Genomic DNA, 17,524 nt, shown 5'->3' with positions numbered 1-17,524 from the left:
TCCCGACTCGCAGGAGTCGGGATCAAACTTGCTAATGCAAGAAGCACTTGAAAATTCGTTACACCGGGAAATCCGATGCGTTAAAACATTATCCTCAATTATTTTGCATGACAAGCGATATTCATGACGCAAATTATTGAGAATGTTAGCGCTTTGCTTTGAGCAGGGCTGCAGGGCTGATGCGAGAAGGCTTCGCCGCAAACCGGTTTCATTCGATAGCGCGATCCCCGTCGAACACTTTAAGAAAAATCTCATTTTGCCTGATTCGGGCGAAACGTTTTGCTCACGCTTCGCTGCGAAAACAGACCTGATTGCGGCCGTTCTGCTTTGCCAGATAGAGACGACGATCGGCCACCGACTGTAAGGCTTCAAACTGATACTCCCCCTGCTCTTCGCTGGTACTGACCCCCAGTGAGGCACTGACCCGCAGCGTCACATTGTTATGTAAAAAGACCTCCCGGCCCTGAATTCGCAGGCGTAGCCGCTCTGCCACCGCCACCGCGTCCTGTAGTGTGGTATTCGGCAGCACGACACAAAACTCCTCCCCGCCCACGCGGCCCAGCAAGTCACCCTCACGAACGGTGCTGGCAAGGGTACTGGCCACCGTCGACAGCACTCTGTCACCCGCCTGATGGCCATAGCGATCGTTGATGCGCTTGAAGTGATCCAGATCGAGCTGGATCACCGACAGCGGCCGTCCACTGCGCTGGCAGGCGCTGGCTACCGCCATCGCCTGTTCAAACAGCGCCCCGCGATTGAGCAGACGGGTTAAGGCATCATGCCATGCCTGCCATTCAAGGGAGGTTTGCAGGACGCTCATATTGCGGACCATGCGGCGGATCACCAGCCAGGAGAGCAACAGCATCAAGGTGAAGAGGACCCACATCAGGGTCAGGGCGATGGTGATGGTGCCAAAATTGCCCCGCACGCCTTCCCGCAGGGTGTGGATCCGCAGCAACACGCCGTCAAAATTGCGCAGTTTGGCCCAGCTGATATAGCGCGTCAGCAAGCGCAGCCCCCCCTGGTTATCATGGACAAACGCGCGGCTGAGCAGTTCCTGTTCCCTGGGGGACAATAGCGTCAGGACATTCCCCGGCGCGGAAGAGGCCAGCAGGTTCAAATGGCTATCATAAAGCTGGTACTCCCCCTCCTGCCCGCCCTGCATGGCGCTGACCAAAAACGCTTTTATTTCACTGACCGAGAAATCCATCGCCAGCACCCCGCGCCAGTAACCGGCGAAATCCAGCGGTATCGAAGCGGTGACCACCTGCTCTTCCAGCTGCGGGTCATCGTCAGGAAAGGTTTGCCAGATAACGCCCCGCCCCGGATTATTCCGCTGGCTCTGTCGGGTAAACCAGAGGGCGCTGATGGCTTGCGAATAGTGGGTCATCACCTGCGACTCGTCCCGCAGCGGCAGGGTCGAGGTGAAAAAGCCGCTGCGAGAGATATACTGCATCCGCTCGGCGAAATCGCGGTCATGTTGCGTCAGATTCAACAGATACCCCAGCTCCAGCGTCGCCATCAACTCATCAGCCGCGAGCGGATCGTCCTTCAGCAGTATAGGGTTGTTACCGACGACGCTCCCCGAGACGCCAAACACCGGCAGCGTACGACGATTCGGCAGCGCTACTCGCCAGGCCTCCTGGTGACGCTGGCTCAGATAGCGCTGACTGGCACTACGCAATACGTCGATATCGAGCGGCTGCTCAAGGGCAGACTGCATGCCGTGGCGAAAAAACATCATCCGGTCAATATTGAACTGCAGCAACCCATCCATTTCATGGGCGACATTAGCCAGATTATTACGCTGGTTGGCCACATAGGCCTCTTCCAGGACGTTGATTTCACGCCAGATCAGTAACGTGGAGAAAAAAAGCACCACAATAAAACAAACGTTAACCACATGCGCCGGGCGAGTCAGGTGGCGGAGCTTGTTTATCTTCAACCGAAGTGGCTTATCCATCATTATCTCGCAGTACGTTGCGCAAACCTGACGACATCAGCGCCCCAGCTGGTGTCTACGCCGGGCGCGCTTTTAGCGTAGACGACGCAGCGCCGTCACGCTGCGTGCAGCCACTCTACTTCACTGACCGGCGCAGACTGCTCACCACTTTCACGCCCGCCAGCACCACTGCGCCAATGATAAAACCCAGCACCAGGTTGGCAATGACCGGCAGCAGGGAAGCCAATATCCCGCCCAGCCCCGCGCTCCAGTGCTCAATGGCATGATGCAGTGGCGCAATGCCGTGAACCACAATCCCGCCGCCGACAAGGAACATCGCCAGCGTCCCAACGATGGAGAGCACTTTCATCAGCCAGGGGGCTACCGCTAACAATCCTTTGCCCAGCCATTGCGCCAGCGCAGCGCGTTTCTCTGCCAGCCAGTAGCCCATGTCGTCCAGCTTAACGATCACCCCCACCAGACCATAGACCCCGATGGTGACCAGAATCGCGATCCCTGAGAGGATCAGGATCTGATTGAGCAGCGGCGCTTCCGCCACAATGCCGAGGGTGATGGCGACAATTTCCGCGGACAAAATAAAATCGGTGCGAATTGCCCCTTTCACTTTGTCACGCTCAAAGGCCAGCGGGTCACGTTCCGCCAGCGCCTGAAGACGCTGCTGCCGTTGCGCAGGGTCCTCCTTGTGCTTACGCGCCTCCAGGCTGTGAAGGACCTTCTCCACCCCTTCAAAACAGAGGAATGCGCCTCCCAGCATCAGCAACGGCGTAATCGCCCAGGGGATAAAAGCACTGATCAATAGCGCCAGCGGCACGAGGATCACTTTATTAATGAACGAACCTTTCGCCACGCCCCAGACGACCGGCAGTTCACGATTCGCTCGCACGCCGGTCACCTGCTGAGCATTGAGCGACAGATCGTCGCCCAATACCCCGGCTGTTTTTTTCGCCGCCAGCTTGCCCATCACGGAAATATCGTCCAGCAGCGTGGCGATATCATCGAGTAACGTTAAAAGACTACTTCCTGCCAAAATAATTTCCTTCTCTTTTCATCAATGTCTCCTTCGAGTATGCGTTAAAAAACGGCCGGTGCCCAAGGTACAATTAGTCAATATAAATTTAACAAACTCGCGCAAATTAAGCGCTCGCCAGCGCGATAGTTTTCACGTTTACTATATGTCCCCTTTCTATCTCTGCACCGTCGTGAGGAAGTATGTCTACCCGTCAGCTGTTACCGCTTATCGGGGCGCTGTTTGCGCTGTATATCATTTGGGGCTCTACCTATTTTGCCATCGCCGTCGGCGTCGCCAGCTGGCCGCCGCTGATGATGGCCGGTATTCGCTTTCTCTCTGCCGGCGTGCTACTGCTGGGCTGGCTGCTGGCCACCGGCCATAAGCTGCCAGCCCGCCGGCCGCTGCTTAACGCCGCGCTGATCGGGGTCTTGCTGCTTGCCGTCGGCAACGGCTTCGTCACTCTCGCCGAACATCAGCACGTTCCGTCAGGGATCGCGGCGGTGATGGTCGCCACCGTGCCGCTGTTCACGCTATGTTTCAGCCGCTTTTTCGGCATCGCCACCCGTAAACTGGAGTGGCTGGGCATTGCCATTGGCCTGGCAGGTATCGTCATGCTCAACAGCGGTGGCAACCTGAACGGCAACCCCTGGGGCGCGCTGCTGATCCTGATTGGTTCGCTAAGCTGGGCGTTCGGCTCGGTTTACGGGTCGCGGATTGAGCTGCCGACCGGCATGATGGCGGGGGCTATCGAGATGCTCGCCGCCGGGATCGTCCTGCTGGTCTCGTCATGGCTGACCGGTGAGACGTTAACCCATGTCCCCTCGTGGTCCGGGATCGCCGCCCTGGCCTACCTGGCTATCTTTGGCTCGCTAATCGCCATCAACGCCTACATGTTTTTGATCCGCAACGTCACCCCGGCGGTAGCCACCAGCTATGCCTATGTTAACCCGGTGGTGGCCGTCTTGCTCGGCACCGGGTTTGGCGGTGAAAGCCTGTCGCTCATTGAATGGCTGGCGCTGGCAGTGATTATTTTCGCCGTAGTGCTGGTGACGCTGGGAAAATATCTCTTCCCCGCCCGCAGCGATGCTACTCCTTGTAAGGCGGCGAAGTAAACGCCAGCTCGCGGATCCCCTGCGTATCGATCTGCGCGTCGTGCCCGGCGCCGCAGATCCACTCTTCCAGACGCTCGGTGAGCGCCTCATCATTTAGTTTCAACCGGCCGCGCAGGGCGCATTCCCAGATGATAAGCACCCGCCAGCCCTGCTCAGCCAGCTGTTGCCGGTCGCGGGCGTCACGCGCCACGTTGCCGGCGATTTTATCCAGCCAGAAAGCCGTCCGGGTGGCCGGCACCTTAAACAGATAACAGTCATGGTGATGCCAGAAACAGCCGTGAGTAAAGATAACGCAGCGGTAGTCGGGTAAGGCGAAATCGGGGCGTCCTGGCAGCGCGCGATCCTGGGCGACAAAGGTGAATCCCGCCCCGGTCAGCAGCGCCGCTATCCGCTTTTCAATCGCCGTATCGCGCGTGGCGATAGCCCGCATATTTTTACTGCGCGTGGCTTTATCGTGAACATCCGCCATCGTTATCATCCGCTTCGCGACGCGCCACCGCCTGGGCGATACGCGGCGCCAGGAGCTTCGCCACCGCGGCGAAGACCGGAACCACCACCGAGTTGCCGAACTGACGATAGGCCTGGGTATCCGACACTGGAATGCGGAACCGTGAACCCTGGGGCGATTCAAAGCCCATCAGCCGGGCGCATTCGCGCGGCGTCAACCGGCGAGGCCGCCGCTGTTGGTTCTGTGGATCGTCAAAATGCTGCTCGCCCAACGGCCGGTCCCAGCCGCGGTCGACGAGAATTTCGGCACCGTCTTTATAGTAGCGGGCAGAGAGTGTTCGAGCCACGCTGTGGGGATTACCGGGGTCTACCAGGCCATAACCAAAGCCATTACCCCGCGCCTGATGCTTGCGGGCATAACGATAGAGATATTTCCACAACACCGGCGTAAGGATAAATTTGGCATCCACCGTCGGCTCCAGCAGCTCGCCAAACGTCGGCCGCACCGCCGGATAGAGCGCAGCGATATCGCGCAGCGTAAATCCTTCATGCAGCTGCAGGTCGCGGCGGAAACCCACCAGCACGATGCGCTCCCGGTGCTGTGGTAAGAAATGGCGCCCGTCGATGACCTTAGGGTCATCCGGCCCGGTATGCCCGGCATCGGCCACCTCATACCCTAGCTCATCCAGCGTCTGCATGATGATGCGGAAGGTGCGTCCCTGATCGTGGCTTTTGAGGTTTTTGACATTCTCCAGCACAAAAATCGCCGGCTGACGCGCGGCGATAATTCTCACGACATCAAAAAATAGCGTCCCCTGGGTTTCGCAGGCAAAGCCGTGCGCGCGCCCCATGGCATTTTTTTTGGAGACGCCAGCGAGTGAGAAAGGCTGGCAGGGAAAGCCGGCCAGTAAGACATCATGCTGAGGAATCGTCTCGCGGATATGCTGCGCCGCTTCTTCATCGCTGACATCGGGGCGGTGGCTGAGCGTGGCATCGCGGATATCTTCATTAAAACGATGCTGTTGCGGATCACAGTACCAGTTGGCCTTGTAGGTACGCACCGCGTGCTTGTTCCACTCGCTGGTAAAGACGCACTGCCCGCCGATGGCTTCAAAACCGTTGCGGATCCCGCCGATACCGGCAAACAAATCGACAAAGCGGAACGCATAATGCGGGTGATGAGCTGGCGGCGCCGGCAGCAGCGTCGCCAGATGGGCGATCTCCTGCGGACGCAAACGCCCCGCCGCGCGGGAGAGCGCCGCCACGCGCTTGAGGATCGCCGCGCTCCAGTGCTGTTCGCCGACGCTTACCAGTTCGGCGACCAGCGTTTTCACATCATAGATCGTCATCAGCTGACGCAGCAGCGCCTGAGCCTCTTCCCCGGCCTGCTCAGCCAGCGGCAACGACCTGTTTTCCTTAATTAACTTTTGCGGCATATCCTCAACCAGCGCGGACGATTTTTGCAGAGAGTACCATAAATCACCGGTCGGTTGACGCCTGCGGTGCAAAGCGGCGTAAAACCGCTTCATCCAGCGCCAGCGGCTCCCCCTGCAGCTCCGCGCTAAGCTTGGCCATAAATTCGACGAGGAAGCGGGCATTGTGCTGCGCCATCTCTTTTCCTCTGGTCGTCTGCATGGTCTCCGGCAGGCGCAGGAGTTTGCACTGGAAATGGTCAAGGGCATATCTGCGGTCATCCAGCGCCCGCCGGTCAGCAAATGGATCTTCAGCATCAAACAAGATGGTATTCAGGGCGCCGGCGACGGCGAAGACGCGCGCCAGACCAATCGCCCCCAGCGACTCAAGACGGTCGGCATCCTGGACGATTTTCGCCTCCAGCGTGCGTGGCGGGATCGCCGCGCTGAAGCTGTGCGCCTCGATGGCATGGCTGACCGCCGCGTAACGCTCCACGGGAAAATCGGCAAAAGAGGACTGTAGGATCGCGAGGGTTTTCTCGGCGGCCATCATCGAGGAACGGCTTCGCTCCGGATGATTCTTCGGCAAGCTGATGATGTCATGAAAATAGCAGGCCGTGAGGAGTACCAGTCGGTCGACCTCCTCCCCGGCGGCCAACAGGGTAGCCGTGGCCCAGACGCGACGGAAATGGGACAGATCGTGTGCGGCATCATCCTGCGCGTGGTGCGTCAGTATCCAGTGCTCATATCGTTGCTGCCAGTCAACCAGGTTCATAGGCTTTCCTTTATGTGAAGGTCAGCCTCGAGCATAGCAACTTTACCGCTGATGATCCCGCTCGCCGCGAGACGGCCGGGTATACCAGACAACCGCCCCGAGGATCGCGCCAATGCCCGCAAGGACTAACATCCCCAACAGCGCACCAAGCCATTTTCCCGCTGTGGTTCCCAAATCGCCCTCCACGCTGGCGCCGGGAACGCTGTGAATTTTTCCGACCACCCACCAGTAACGCACGATGACCCAGACACAATATCCGCAAAAAGCATACAACGCCCATAACGCGAGCTTCCCTCCGGGGCTGCGTTTTGCCTGCTCTTCCATCTCATTCCTCTCCGTGACACAACACACTACCGCCACTCAAAACGTGACAAGCATCACATTATACCGCCAACCTGTGCAGCAGGCAGCAGTTTCATCCCCATCTTCTACGTCAACCTGCGACTTATGCTGCCGGTGAGCGGGCGCTGAAGTGTTTTATTTATTCTTCGCCCCATGCAAAAAATTTATTCCGGCGCGGGAGGTCGCGTGTTGCATTGATAATCTATTGATTATTTTTGCCGGCCAAAAAGCAATTTTCGTGATGAATGATGCCTTGATGTTAATTCATATAACTCATTTCATTAAGTTAACAAAATCAATCAAACCAAGTCATATCCCATTGCTATATAACAAAATAATACTCCACCAAAAATTATTCATAAATAATATAAAGAACCAAATTGAAATAAATTGAAATGTTTTATATTATTTATTTACATCTTTTATTTTAAATAAAAATGAACTTAGTCGTTAGTATCTGATAGTCATTCCGGAGGGATTGTCATAATTCATAGAAATTATTATTAAAAGGGAATATATAATGAAAAGAAAAGTACTGGCACTCATGGTACCGGCATTATTAATGGCCAATGCCGTTAATGCCGCGGAAATCTATAACAACAACGGCAACAAACTGGACCTTTACGGAAAAGTCGACGGCCTGCACTACTTCTCTGACGACACTTCAGAGGATGGCGATCAGACCTATGCTCGCTTTGGTATAAAAGGCGAAACGCAGATCGCTTCCGAGTTAACCGGCTACGGTCAGTGGGAATACAACATTCAGGCAAATACCACTGAAAAAGAAGGCGCAAACTCCTGGACCCGTCTGGCCTTCGCTGGTCTGAAGTTTGCCGACTACGGCTCACTGGACTACGGTCGTAACTACGGCGTGGTGTACGACATTGAATCCTGGACCGATATGCTGCCGGAATTCGGCGGCGATACCTACACCCAGACCGACGTTTACATGACCGGCCGTACCAACGGCGTGGCAACCTACCGTAACAGCGACTTCTTCGGCCTCGTCGACGGTCTGCATTTCGCTCTGCAGTATCAGGGTAATAATGAAAACGCCGGTTCTGGCGAAGGCACTAATAACGGCGGCAAACGTAAACTGGCGCGGGAAAATGGCGACGGTTTCGGTATCTCCAGCTACTACGATCTTGATATGGGGATCAGCGTAGGGGCAGCGTATTCGTCTTCTGACCGTACCCATAACCAGCTGGCAGAGGCTCGTAGCAGCCAGCGCTACGCCAATGGCGATAAAGCTGACGCCTGGACCGTCGGCGCGAAATATGACGCCAACAACATCTATCTGGCCGCCATGTATGCTGAAACCCGCAACATGACCTTCTACGGCAACGATAGTTTTGGTGGGATTGCCAACAAAACGCAGAACTTCGAAGTGGTCGCGCAGTATCAGTTTGACGACTTTAATTTACCGCTGCGTCCGTCTGTCGCCTATCTGCAGTCGAAGGGTAAAGATCTCTACACCTATTCTCGCTACGGCGACAAGGATCTGGTCAAGTATGTCGACGTGGGCATGACCTACTACTTCAACAAAAATATGTCCACCTATGTGGATTACAAAATCAACCTGCTGGATGAAGACGACCGCTTCTACAAAAACAGCGGTATCGCGACCGATGACATCGTCGCCCTCGGCCTGGTCTATCAGTTCTGATCCCCGTCAAAGCCCGCGTTCAGCGGGCTTTTTTATGTTCCCGCTCCGTTGAGATCACTCTTTTCGACATTGCCGCTTTCCAGGCGTACCTTCCCTCTTTATGATGCGTTTAAGCTCGTTCGGGCAAAAAGCGGCGATAAGGTCCTAAAAGGATAAAGCGCGCTACCGCGTCTCTACGCTGAAACCAGGACGATGATGATGGCGATACCCCAGCGCAGGCGTTATACCTGAAGCTAACGGTGTGATTGAAGGGGAATGGTCATTAAGAGAAAAGTGGCGGAGAGAGGGGGATTTGAACCCCCGGTAGAGTTGCCCCTACTCCGGTTTTCGAGACCGGTCCGTTCAGCCGCTCCGGCATCTCTCCGCTGTTGTGGTTGCTATAATGCCAGGATCTTTGGCATTTTAATAGCTCCCGTTTCGGTAATCGTGTTCAAGTGACGACTTTGCGAGCAATATGATGTTTAAATGGCCCTGGAAAGCAGATGATGAGTCCGGCAACGCAGAGATGCCCTGGGAGCAAGCGCTTGCCATTCCGGTTTTAGCCCATCTTTCTCCCACTGAGCAGCGCAAGCTTACTCAGTTGGCTGCCCGTTTCTTACAGCAAAAACGTCTGGTGGCGCTGCAGGGGCTGGAGCTCACCCCGCTGCATCAGGCACGCATTGCCCTGCTCTTTTGTCTGCCAGTGCTTGAGCTGGGAATAGAGTGGCTGGACGGTTTCCATGAAGTGCTGATCTACCCAGCCCCGTTCGTCGTGGATGATGAATGGGAAGATGATATTGGTCTGGTCCATCACCAGCGGGTGGTGCAATCGGGACAAAGCTGGCAGCAGGGGCCTGTAGTGTTGAACTGGCTGGATATTCAGGACTCCTTTGATGCGTCAGGCTTTAACCTCGTGGTGCACGAGGTGGCGCATAAGCTGGATGCGAGGAATGGCGATCGGGCCAGCGGCGTGCCGCTTATCCCATTACGCGAGGTTGCCGGCTGGGAGCACGATCTCCACGCGGCAATGAACAATATTCAGGATGAGATAGACCTGGTGGGGGAAAGCGCCGCCAGCATTGACGCCTATGCCGCCACCGACCCCGCGGAGTGCTTTGCCGTCCTCTCGGAATATTTTTTCAGCGCGCCCGAGTTGTTCGCGCCCCGCTTCCCCGCCCTGTGGCAGCGTTTTTGCCACTTCTACCAGCAGGATCCGCTGCAGCGGATACGTGAGAATGGCCTGCAGGATGAAGACAATCGGCGCATTGTTCACTAAAACAACGCCCTGGGCTAAATTTAGCCAGTTGAATCAGCAAGTTAATTTTAGTGTTGACACAAAAATGCGAGGCCAGTAGTATGCGCCTGTTTTTGGGAGTCCAGTCAGAGGAGCCAAATTTAAAAAAGCCTGCTTTCGAGCAGGCTTTTTGCTTTTCGGTTTTCATGCCTCTTCACGAACCTTTATACGATGTAGATTCAACAAGTTAGCGTGAAAAATTTTCCTGATGCATTTTCATTCCTTCCTCCGCATCAGGCAATATTCTGGGTCATTTCAGTTCGATTTTGCGCTGACCACCCTATGTCTTTTTGCGACACCCAATTCCGCAGTTTCAAGCCTAATGAAAAACCTTTTAAGTTTACTCAGCGGGACTGAGTTTCGCGCAGGCCGATGCAATGCGCCGCCCGGCTTCAGCTACCGTGGCGTTGTCTGTGGCAATCGATAATCGAAAATAGGGCGACAAGCCGTATGCGCTGCCGCCAACGCCGGACACGCCGTTTTCCAGCAGATAATCCAGCACGTCAGCTTCGTTTTCGATTTTCGCCCCGCCTGGCCGGTAACGTCCGATTAATCCGGCGCAGCGGCAAAAGACAAAGAAACCGCCCTGCGGCACCCGCAACTCCAGCCCGTCAATATTCGCCAGAATGTCGGTTATCACATCGCGCCGTTGCTGATAAGCCGCAACCTGTGGCGCAATAAAATCCAGCCCGCCGTTAAAGGCTGCCAGCGCAGCCGCCTGACTCACCGAACTGGCACCGGAACTGATTTGCGACTGCACCACGGTCATGGCGGCAATAAGCGCTTGTGGCCCGGCACCAAAACCAATTCGCCAGCCGGTCATTGCATAAGTTTTGGATACGCCGCCCACCAGCAGACTGCGCCCCTGTAAATCAGCGGCTACGTTGAGCAGATTCTGGTGTTCACAGCCATCAAACAGAATGTGCTCATATAAGTCATCGAGCATGACCAGCACCTGCGGATGTCCGCGCAGGACGGCGGCCAGCGCCTGCAATTCCGCGGCGGAATATACTGCGCCGCTCGGATTTCCTGGATGATTGAGCACCAGCCAGCGGGTGCGCGGCGTAATACTGGCGGCCAGCTGTTCCGGCGTCAGTTTGTAACCCTGCTCCAGATGACATTCGACCAAAACCGGTGTGCCGCCGTTAAAACGCACGCTATCCGGAAACGTCGGCCAGTACGGAACCGGCACAATCACTTCGTCGCCATCATTGAGCGTAGCGGCAAAGGCATTGAAAATGACCTGCTTGGCTCCGTTGGCAATCATAATGTCGGCAACAGGGAATGGCAGCCGGTTTTCCCGCTGTAATTTCTGTCGCACCGCCTCACGCAACGCTGGAATGCCCGGCGTCGGCGTGTATTTGGTTTCACCACCCGCAATCGCCTCGTATGCTGCCTGTTTAATGTGAGCGGGCGTATCAAAATCCGGCTCACCGGTGGTGAGATCCAAAATATCCACCCCAGCTTTTTTCAGGTCATTGGTGCGCTGTTTCGCCGCAGCATTGGCGGAAAGTGACACGCGCTGAACGCGGTCTGACAAAGAAATCGTCATCGTAATGTTCCAACGCTAAAGTTAAGACAGGCGGTTAAAGTCAGGCTCAGGCAGCCCAAGGTTTTCACGCAGCGTGCTGAATTCATACTCTTCACGGAACAACCCGCGACGGCGCAATTCGGGGATCACCAGCTCAACAAACAGCGAAAGCTGTTCCGGCATCACCGCCGGCATGATATTGAAACCGTCTGCCCCGCCTTCTTCAAGCCAGTGCTGGAAATCATCGGCGATAACGTCCGCCGTACCGACCAGTACGCGGTGCCCACGCGAACCGGCAGCAATCGCGGCCAGTTCACGCAGGGTCAGATTTTCGCGATACGCCAGATCGGTCAGCAGTTTCACTCGGCTCTGATTACCTTCACCAGCAGGCACATCCGGCACCGGTCCATCAAGCGGAAACACACTCAGATCCATATTAAAACGGGTGGAAAGCTGGCGGATGCCGTTATCAATATCCACCAGCGAATTCAGTTCACGCCAGGTTTCATGCGCCTCTTCCAGCGTGCGGCCCACGATGGGCATTACGCCTGGCAAAATCAGCACGTGATCTGGATTCCGTCCGGCCTCTTTCACCTGCTGTTTTTGCGCGCGGTAAAACGTTTGCGCTTCTTCCAGCGTGGCGGCCGCAGTAAACACGACTTCCGCCGTGGCCGCCGCCAGTTTCTGGCCGTCAGCAGAAGAACCAGCCTCAATAATCACCGGGCGCCCCTGCGGCGAACGAGTGATATTCAGCGGACCCTGTACCTGAAAATACGTGCCCTGATGATTCACCGGCTGGATTTTCTCGTTCACGAAATACTGGCCGCTGGCCTTGTCCGGCTGCACCGCCCCCTCCTGCCAGCCTTCCCACAGTTTGAACGTCGCCTCGAGAAACTCATGCGCCACGGCATAACGTTCGGCATGCGTGGGCATATCGTCGCGGCTGAAATTGCGCGCCACGTCAGTGGAAAACGACGTTACCACGTTCCACGCCGCACGGCCGTGGCTGATGTGATCAAGAGAAGAAAAGCTGCGTGCCAGATTAAACGGATCGCTGAATGTCGTTGAAGCCGTGGCGGCCAGCCCGATATGGCGTGTTTGCACTGCCAGCGCCGACAGCAAGGTCAGCGGCTCAAGCCGCGCCATGGTGGACGGCAACCGGTAGACGCTGGTCGCCAGAGCATCGCCGACGAAGAACATATCGAACTTGCCCTCTTCGGCTTTTTTGGCAATCCCCGTCAGCCAGTCGATGTCGGTCGGCGAACCAAGGTGTTCAGTTAAGCGCCAGCCACTGACGTGATGCCCGAGCGGCTGTACAAACAGACCAAGACGCAATTGACGTGTGTTTTTTGCAGAAGATGAATCAGAGGTCATGGCGTTATCCCTGTGAATAATAGTTAGTTTCGGTTTTCCGCAGGGCTTTTTCGATATTTTCCGCTGCTATTGGAAACGGTAAACGGGCGGCATTTTCGGCGGAGAATTTTACTTCGCGGGCAATGGCCGCGATGATCGCCTCCCGGTCACCATTCAGTGGCGGCAATGACAGTGGCGCGTCATATTCACGTAACAACGACAGCAACTGCACCTCGGGCTGGCCGTCATCGCTTTCCAACAGGGACTGCACCAGCAACCCGAAACCCACTTTCTCGCCGTGCAGCCAGTCATGCAATTCCGGCTGATGGGTGAAACGGTTATGGATCGCGTGCGCCACGCCCGGCGCAGGGGTTTCATCGCGCATGCTGTTAGCCATACCTGCCACCGCGATATTGGCGTCGATAACTTTCATCAGCGCCGGTGTGACTTCATGGCGGGCGTTGTCCTGCACCGCCTGAGCGCCGTATTGTTCAAAGACGTCCACCGCCAGTTTTGCTGCCTGAACTTTCAGGTTCAGCGCCAGACTGTCGTCGCTTTTCTGTTTATACGGGCGGAATTCGTACCATTTCGCCAGCGCATCCACGATGCCCGCTTTGAGATAACGCACATCGTTTTGCGCAATCACATTCGTGTCGACCAGCAGCATCAGCGGCATACGCGACAACGGCTGGCTGCGCACATGCCCGCCGAGCTCATTATAAATAATGCTGACCGGCGACCAGGCGGCACAGGTCGCGGCAACGGTCGGTATGGTCACCAGCCCGACGTGGGACAGCAGATTCGCCACCGCTTTGGCACAATCAAGCACCCGCCCACCGCCAATGCCCAGTACCAGCGTGGCGTTTTGTTCCCGCACGCTGTTCAGATGGGTTTCGATAGCCGCATCGGTACATTCCGTGGTGAGAAAATTGACCTGCCAGCGAATACCGGCTGCCTCCAGGCTGGTTTCCAGTTGCGGATTCACCGCCCGCCACGCTTTCGGGCTGGTGATGATCGCGACATCGGAGGAATGAACGGCAAGTAGCTCACCGGTGCGTGAAAGCAGGCCGGGCTGATGATGATAGGTCTGCGGTGATTTTATGGCGAACACATCGATGCCCTGTATTTGTCGTCTGGTTAAAGAGAAACTCCCCGTAATTAAACAGGAATTTGATATGGGATATATTCAAGTGTTATTAAAAGCATCCTACGAGAATTGAAAAAATTAACAAAGTGCTAAGTGGGGATCCTTATTAACTTATTCTCAATAGCATAGATTGATTTTTGCTATAGCCTATAAACCCCTTGCATGCTGTGCTGGATCAAAGAAATGATAGTGTCAGACAGGGCTAATTTAACGCAATGAAAACAGAAGCATCTGGCATCATCCCATACCTGATACGCCATTTCGATATCGTGTTTTTAATGACGATCTTAAAACAACGTTAATTATCCCTTATATAAGACGAGAGTATTATGTCCTCACATCCGATAGATTTTCTTTTACTTGGCAACAATTTTGGCACACCCGAAATGCGGGAAATCTGGTCAGAGCAAAATCGCCTGACACAGCAAATTAATGTCGAAGTTGCGCTGGCATTGGCCGAAGGTGAGCTGGGTGTGATTCCGCAACAGGCTGCGCTGAGCATTGCGGAGCTGGCCAATGCCAGCCAGCTGAATATTAAGGACATCGCCGCCTCCGGCGCGCAGATGAAACATTCTCTGATGCCGGTGCTCACCGCATTGCAACAGCAATGCGGTGACGCAGGGGAATACATTCATTACGGCGCAACCACGCAGGATATCATCGATACCGCCACCGTTTTACAGCTGGCACAAACTCTGAAAGTGATCGTCCGTGACAGCACCGCCGTGGCGAATGAGCTGAAAGCGCTGGCGCGTGAGCATCAGTACACGCTGATGACAGGCCGCACCCACGGTATGCAGGCGTTGCCCACCACGTTTGGCTTTAAAGTCGCCGTCTGGCTGGATGAGTTTATCCGTCATCTCGACCGTCTTGCCGCCATCACGCCGCGTCTGCTGACCGGTAATATCAGCGGCGCGATCAGTACCTACGCTGCGCTTGGCGAAGTGGGTCCGGAGGTAGAACGCCGCACACTGGCGCGCCTGAACCTCAGTACGCCGAATATCGGCTGGCAGGCTGCGCGTGACCGCTTTTCAGAATACGCCTCGGTGGCGGTGCTGATCAGCGGCACTCTGGGCAAAATCGGCAACGAACTTTACAACCTGATGCGCACCGAAATTAATGAAGTCGAAGAGCCGTTCAGCAGCGGGAAAATCGGCTCCACCACCATGCCGCACAAACGCAATCCCGCGGCCCTCGAAGGTCTTGCCAGCCTGACACAGCCGCTGTTGCACAGCGCATCACTGATTTATCAGTCGATGCACGTGGAGCATGAACGTGATGCGATGAGCTGGCGCGCCGAGTGGCTCGCCCTGCCGGAAATCTCGATTTATCTCTCTGCACAGCTGCAAAATGCTCAGTCGATTCTCTCCGGCCTGACGGTCAATAAAGCACGCATGCTTGCGAATTTGCAAATGCAGGACGGCCTGCTGCTGTCCGAAAAAGTGATGTTTGAGGTCGGTAAAAAACTCGGTAAACAAACCGCGCATCATCTGGTTTATGAATGCGCCATGCAGGCGTTTGAAAAACGACACGCTTTTAAAACCGTTCTGCTTGCGCATCCGGTGTTGGCGGCCTGTATTACTGAACGGGATCTTGACCACTGGTTAGATCCGGCTCATTACACCGGCTGCGCCGCGCAAAAAGTCGATGACGTCATCCGCTTTGCCGAGCAGTCCGGTCATCTGACTTCTCCTGAGGGATCTGGGTTATGACACAACATTTCAGGCGGCTGACGCTGGATGATAAACACGATTATCTGACACTGATGCTGGCCGCCTACGCGCCAATCAAAGCGCTCGGGATTCAGTTTGATGCTGCCACCGCCGATCTGGTACGCGTGACACAACACCTCGACGATCATGCGGTGTTTGCGCTCTTTGATGACCAGCGGATGGCGGCTTCGGTTACCCTGCGCTTCCCGTGGGGCGCAATGCCCGGCCCTTTGGGCCTGCCGCATATTGGCTGGTTTGGCACGCATCCAGATTACGCCGGTCAGAGCCTCGGCAAAAAACTGTTGGGCTGGCTGGAAGACAACATTCTGATCCGCGAACTGAAAGCCCCGGCTTACTCACTCGGTACCGCCACCAGCCATCCGTGGCTGCGCGATATGTACCTGAAACTGGGTTTTCAGCCGGTCTTTGAAAGAGACCTCGGCAAAGGACATATCACGCTGTACCTGAAAAAAATTCTCGATGAAAAAAGCCACGCCCGCTGGCTGGAACGTCAGCCACCTACAGGAGTTTAAATGTTAGATATCACGCAGGAACATCAGCCACTGGCGGCGTTTATTCAGGATTTTCGCCACCACCTGCACCGCCATCCGGAGCTGTCCAACGACGAATTTAACACCACTGCCAGTATCCGGGCGGTACTGGAGAAGTATCAAATCCGCGTGATAGATTTGCCGCTCAAAACTGGTCTGGTGGCAGAAATTGGCGGCATCAATCCCGGCGAACTGGTGGTGCTACGTTCTGATATCGATGCCCTGCCGATTGAAGAAAAATCCGCTGTGGATTACACCTCGCAAAATCCCGGAGTGATGCACGCCTGCGGCCACGATTTCCACACCTCGGCGGCACTTGGCGCGGCGATTTTGCTGAAAGCGCAGGAAGATTCGCTTTCCGGCACGGTGCGCATTCTGTTTCAGGCGGCGGAAGAAACCGGTCACGGTGCGCCGGCGCTGATTAGCACCGGCGCGCTCGATAACGCTGCCGTCATTTTCGGCATTCATAACGATCCCTCTTTGCCGGTTGGCGTTATCGGCAGCAAAGACGGCGCATTAACCGCCGGCGTGGATCGCTTTGCGATCGCCATCTCCGGTACCGGCAGCCACGCGGCGCGTCCACACGAAGGCAACGACCCGATTATTATCGCCGGACAGGTGATTTCCGCGCTGCAAACCCTGATCGCCCGCAACGTGCCGTCCGCACACAACGCGGTGGTTTCTATCACCCAGGTTCACAGCGGGAGCACCTGGAATGTGATCCCGGATTCCGCCTGGCTGGAAGGCACCGTCCGCACCTTTAATCAGGACACACGGGAACTGATCGAACGCCGTTTGCGGCAGGTTCTTACGGGTATCGCTGCGGCATTTGATACCGACATCAGCCTCGACTGGCAGCCAGGCCCGCCGTCAGTGGTCAATACGGCTAAATGGGTGGATTTCGCGCTGGCGCACGGTGAAGGCTCCGGCTTTGAAGCCCGTCGCGTTGAAGCCAGCCCGATAGGGGAGGACTTCGCGTTCTATCAGCAAAAATTGCCCGGCGCATTCATCATGATCGGCTCCGGAGGCCCTTACGCGCTGCACCATCCACAATTTCGCGTTGACGATCGCGCCCTGTTTCCGACTGCACATTACCTGTCGCAACTGGCGGTACAAGCGCTGCGCACTCTCAGTGCGGAAATAAACAGCAAGGATAAAAGCGCATGAATCGACAAGCAGGCACCGACTTGCCAGGCATGGATTCTCATCGTTGACCCTTGACGGGCACCCG

Annotated in this window: 15 protein-coding genes and 1 tRNA gene; 6 read left to right on the top strand and 10 right to left on the bottom strand. The window is 55.8% G+C overall.

Annotated features, from left to right (window positions below; all coding sequences use genetic code 11):
- Positions 1–283 precede the first annotated feature (283 nt).
- Positions 284–1,963 (bottom strand): cellulose biosynthesis regulator diguanylate cyclase DgcQ, encoded by a 1,680-nt coding sequence (dgcQ, locus tag N438_RS19905; protein ID WP_032740364.1) that lies wholly within the window; start codon positions 1,961–1,963, stop codon positions 284–286.
- 115 nt (positions 1,964–2,078) lie between these two features.
- Positions 2,079–2,990, bottom strand: coding sequence for a DUF808 domain-containing protein (locus tag N438_RS19900; protein WP_022065152.1), 912 nt, complete (start codon positions 2,988–2,990; stop codon positions 2,079–2,081).
- 182 nt (positions 2,991–3,172) lie between these two features.
- On the opposite strand from N438_RS19900, the gene yedA reads away from it, so the two are divergent.
- On the top strand, positions 3,173–4,084 hold the full coding sequence (gene yedA, locus N438_RS19895; protein ID WP_116696433.1) for a drug/metabolite exporter YedA: 912 nt from the start codon (positions 3,173–3,175) through the stop codon (positions 4,082–4,084).
- On the opposite strand, the gene N438_RS19890 is transcribed toward yedA, so the two are convergent.
- From N438_RS19890 to drpB, 4 genes are all read right to left on the bottom strand, one after another.
- Positions 4,059–4,553: a very short patch repair endonuclease gene (locus tag N438_RS19890; RefSeq protein WP_023340419.1), complete on the bottom strand. Its 495-nt coding sequence runs from the start codon at positions 4,551–4,553 to the stop codon at positions 4,059–4,061. The two genes, yedA and N438_RS19890, sit on opposite strands and share 26 nt — an antisense overlap.
- The gene (locus tag N438_RS19885; RefSeq protein ID WP_165818811.1) at positions 4,534–5,934 is read right to left on the bottom strand and encodes a DNA cytosine methyltransferase; all 1,401 of its coding nucleotides are present in this window, start codon (positions 5,932–5,934) and stop codon (positions 4,534–4,536) included. Before N438_RS19885 ends, N438_RS19890 begins: the two co-directional genes overlap by 20 nt.
- Positions 5,935–6,010: 76 nt before the next feature.
- Positions 6,011–6,718 (bottom strand): phosphohydrolase, encoded by a 708-nt coding sequence (locus N438_RS19880; protein WP_116696432.1) that lies wholly within the window; start codon positions 6,716–6,718, stop codon positions 6,011–6,013.
- Between the two features lie 42 nt (positions 6,719–6,760).
- On the bottom strand, positions 6,761–7,042 hold the full coding sequence (gene drpB / locus N438_RS19875) for a cell division protein DrpB (protein WP_008804201.1): 282 nt from the start codon (positions 7,040–7,042) through the stop codon (positions 6,761–6,763).
- Between the two features lie 538 nt (positions 7,043–7,580).
- Between drpB and ompC the strand changes: the two genes are divergently transcribed.
- Positions 7,581–8,726 (top strand): porin OmpC, encoded by a 1,146-nt coding sequence (gene ompC, locus N438_RS19870; protein ID WP_008804200.1) that lies wholly within the window; start codon positions 7,581–7,583, stop codon positions 8,724–8,726.
- Between the two features lie 274 nt (positions 8,727–9,000).
- Here ompC and N438_RS19865 read toward each other — a convergent pair.
- Positions 9,001–9,090: transfer RNA gene (locus N438_RS19865), tRNA-Ser, on the bottom strand.
- Between the two features lie 90 nt (positions 9,091–9,180).
- Between N438_RS19865 and mtfA the strand changes: the two genes are divergently transcribed.
- Positions 9,181–9,981, top strand: a complete 801-nt coding sequence (gene mtfA, locus N438_RS19860; protein ID WP_165818807.1) for a DgsA anti-repressor MtfA — start codon at positions 9,181–9,183, stop codon at positions 9,979–9,981.
- Between the two features lie 358 nt (positions 9,982–10,339).
- Here mtfA and N438_RS19855 read toward each other — a convergent pair whose 3' ends face one another.
- From N438_RS19855 to N438_RS19845, 3 genes are read right to left on the bottom strand one after another with little or no spacing between them, the layout of a single operon-like run.
- Positions 10,340–11,551 (bottom strand): aminotransferase class I/II-fold pyridoxal phosphate-dependent enzyme, encoded by a 1,212-nt coding sequence (locus tag N438_RS19855; RefSeq protein ID WP_060876548.1) that lies wholly within the window; start codon positions 11,549–11,551, stop codon positions 10,340–10,342.
- A 21-nt stretch (positions 11,552–11,572) separates the two neighbouring features.
- Positions 11,573–12,904 (bottom strand): LLM class flavin-dependent oxidoreductase, encoded by a 1,332-nt coding sequence (locus N438_RS19850; RefSeq protein ID WP_101139466.1) that lies wholly within the window; start codon positions 12,902–12,904, stop codon positions 11,573–11,575.
- A gap of 4 nt (positions 12,905–12,908) precedes the next feature.
- Entirely contained in the window at positions 12,909–13,994 is a 1,086-nt protein-coding gene (locus N438_RS19845; RefSeq protein ID WP_060876546.1) for an iron-containing alcohol dehydrogenase family protein, read from the bottom strand.
- 365 nt (positions 13,995–14,359) lie between these two features.
- Here N438_RS19845 and purB point away from each other — a divergent pair, with 365 nt between their 5' ends.
- From purB to N438_RS19830, 3 genes are read left to right on the top strand one after another with little or no spacing between them, the layout of a single operon-like run.
- Positions 14,360–15,742, top strand: coding sequence for an adenylosuccinate lyase (purB, locus tag N438_RS19840; RefSeq protein ID WP_012967652.1), 1,383 nt, complete (start codon positions 14,360–14,362; stop codon positions 15,740–15,742).
- Entirely contained in the window at positions 15,739–16,275 is a 537-nt protein-coding gene (locus N438_RS19835; protein WP_008804194.1) for a GNAT family N-acetyltransferase, read from the top strand. Before purB ends, N438_RS19835 begins: the two co-directional genes overlap by 4 nt.
- A complete protein-coding gene (locus N438_RS19830; RefSeq protein ID WP_012541199.1) occupies positions 16,276–17,460 on the top strand; it encodes an amidohydrolase in 1,185 nt (394 codons plus the stop codon).
- The last annotated feature ends 64 nt before the right edge of the window (positions 17,461–17,524 follow it).

This window comes from Klebsiella sp. GL120222-02 (genome assembly GCF_003097195.1).
Taxonomy (GTDB): Bacteria; Pseudomonadota; Gammaproteobacteria; order Enterobacterales; family Enterobacteriaceae; genus Klebsiella; species Klebsiella variicola.
The sequence above is the reverse complement of the archived record's forward strand: the minus strand, read 5'-3'. Positions and strand labels throughout refer to the sequence as shown.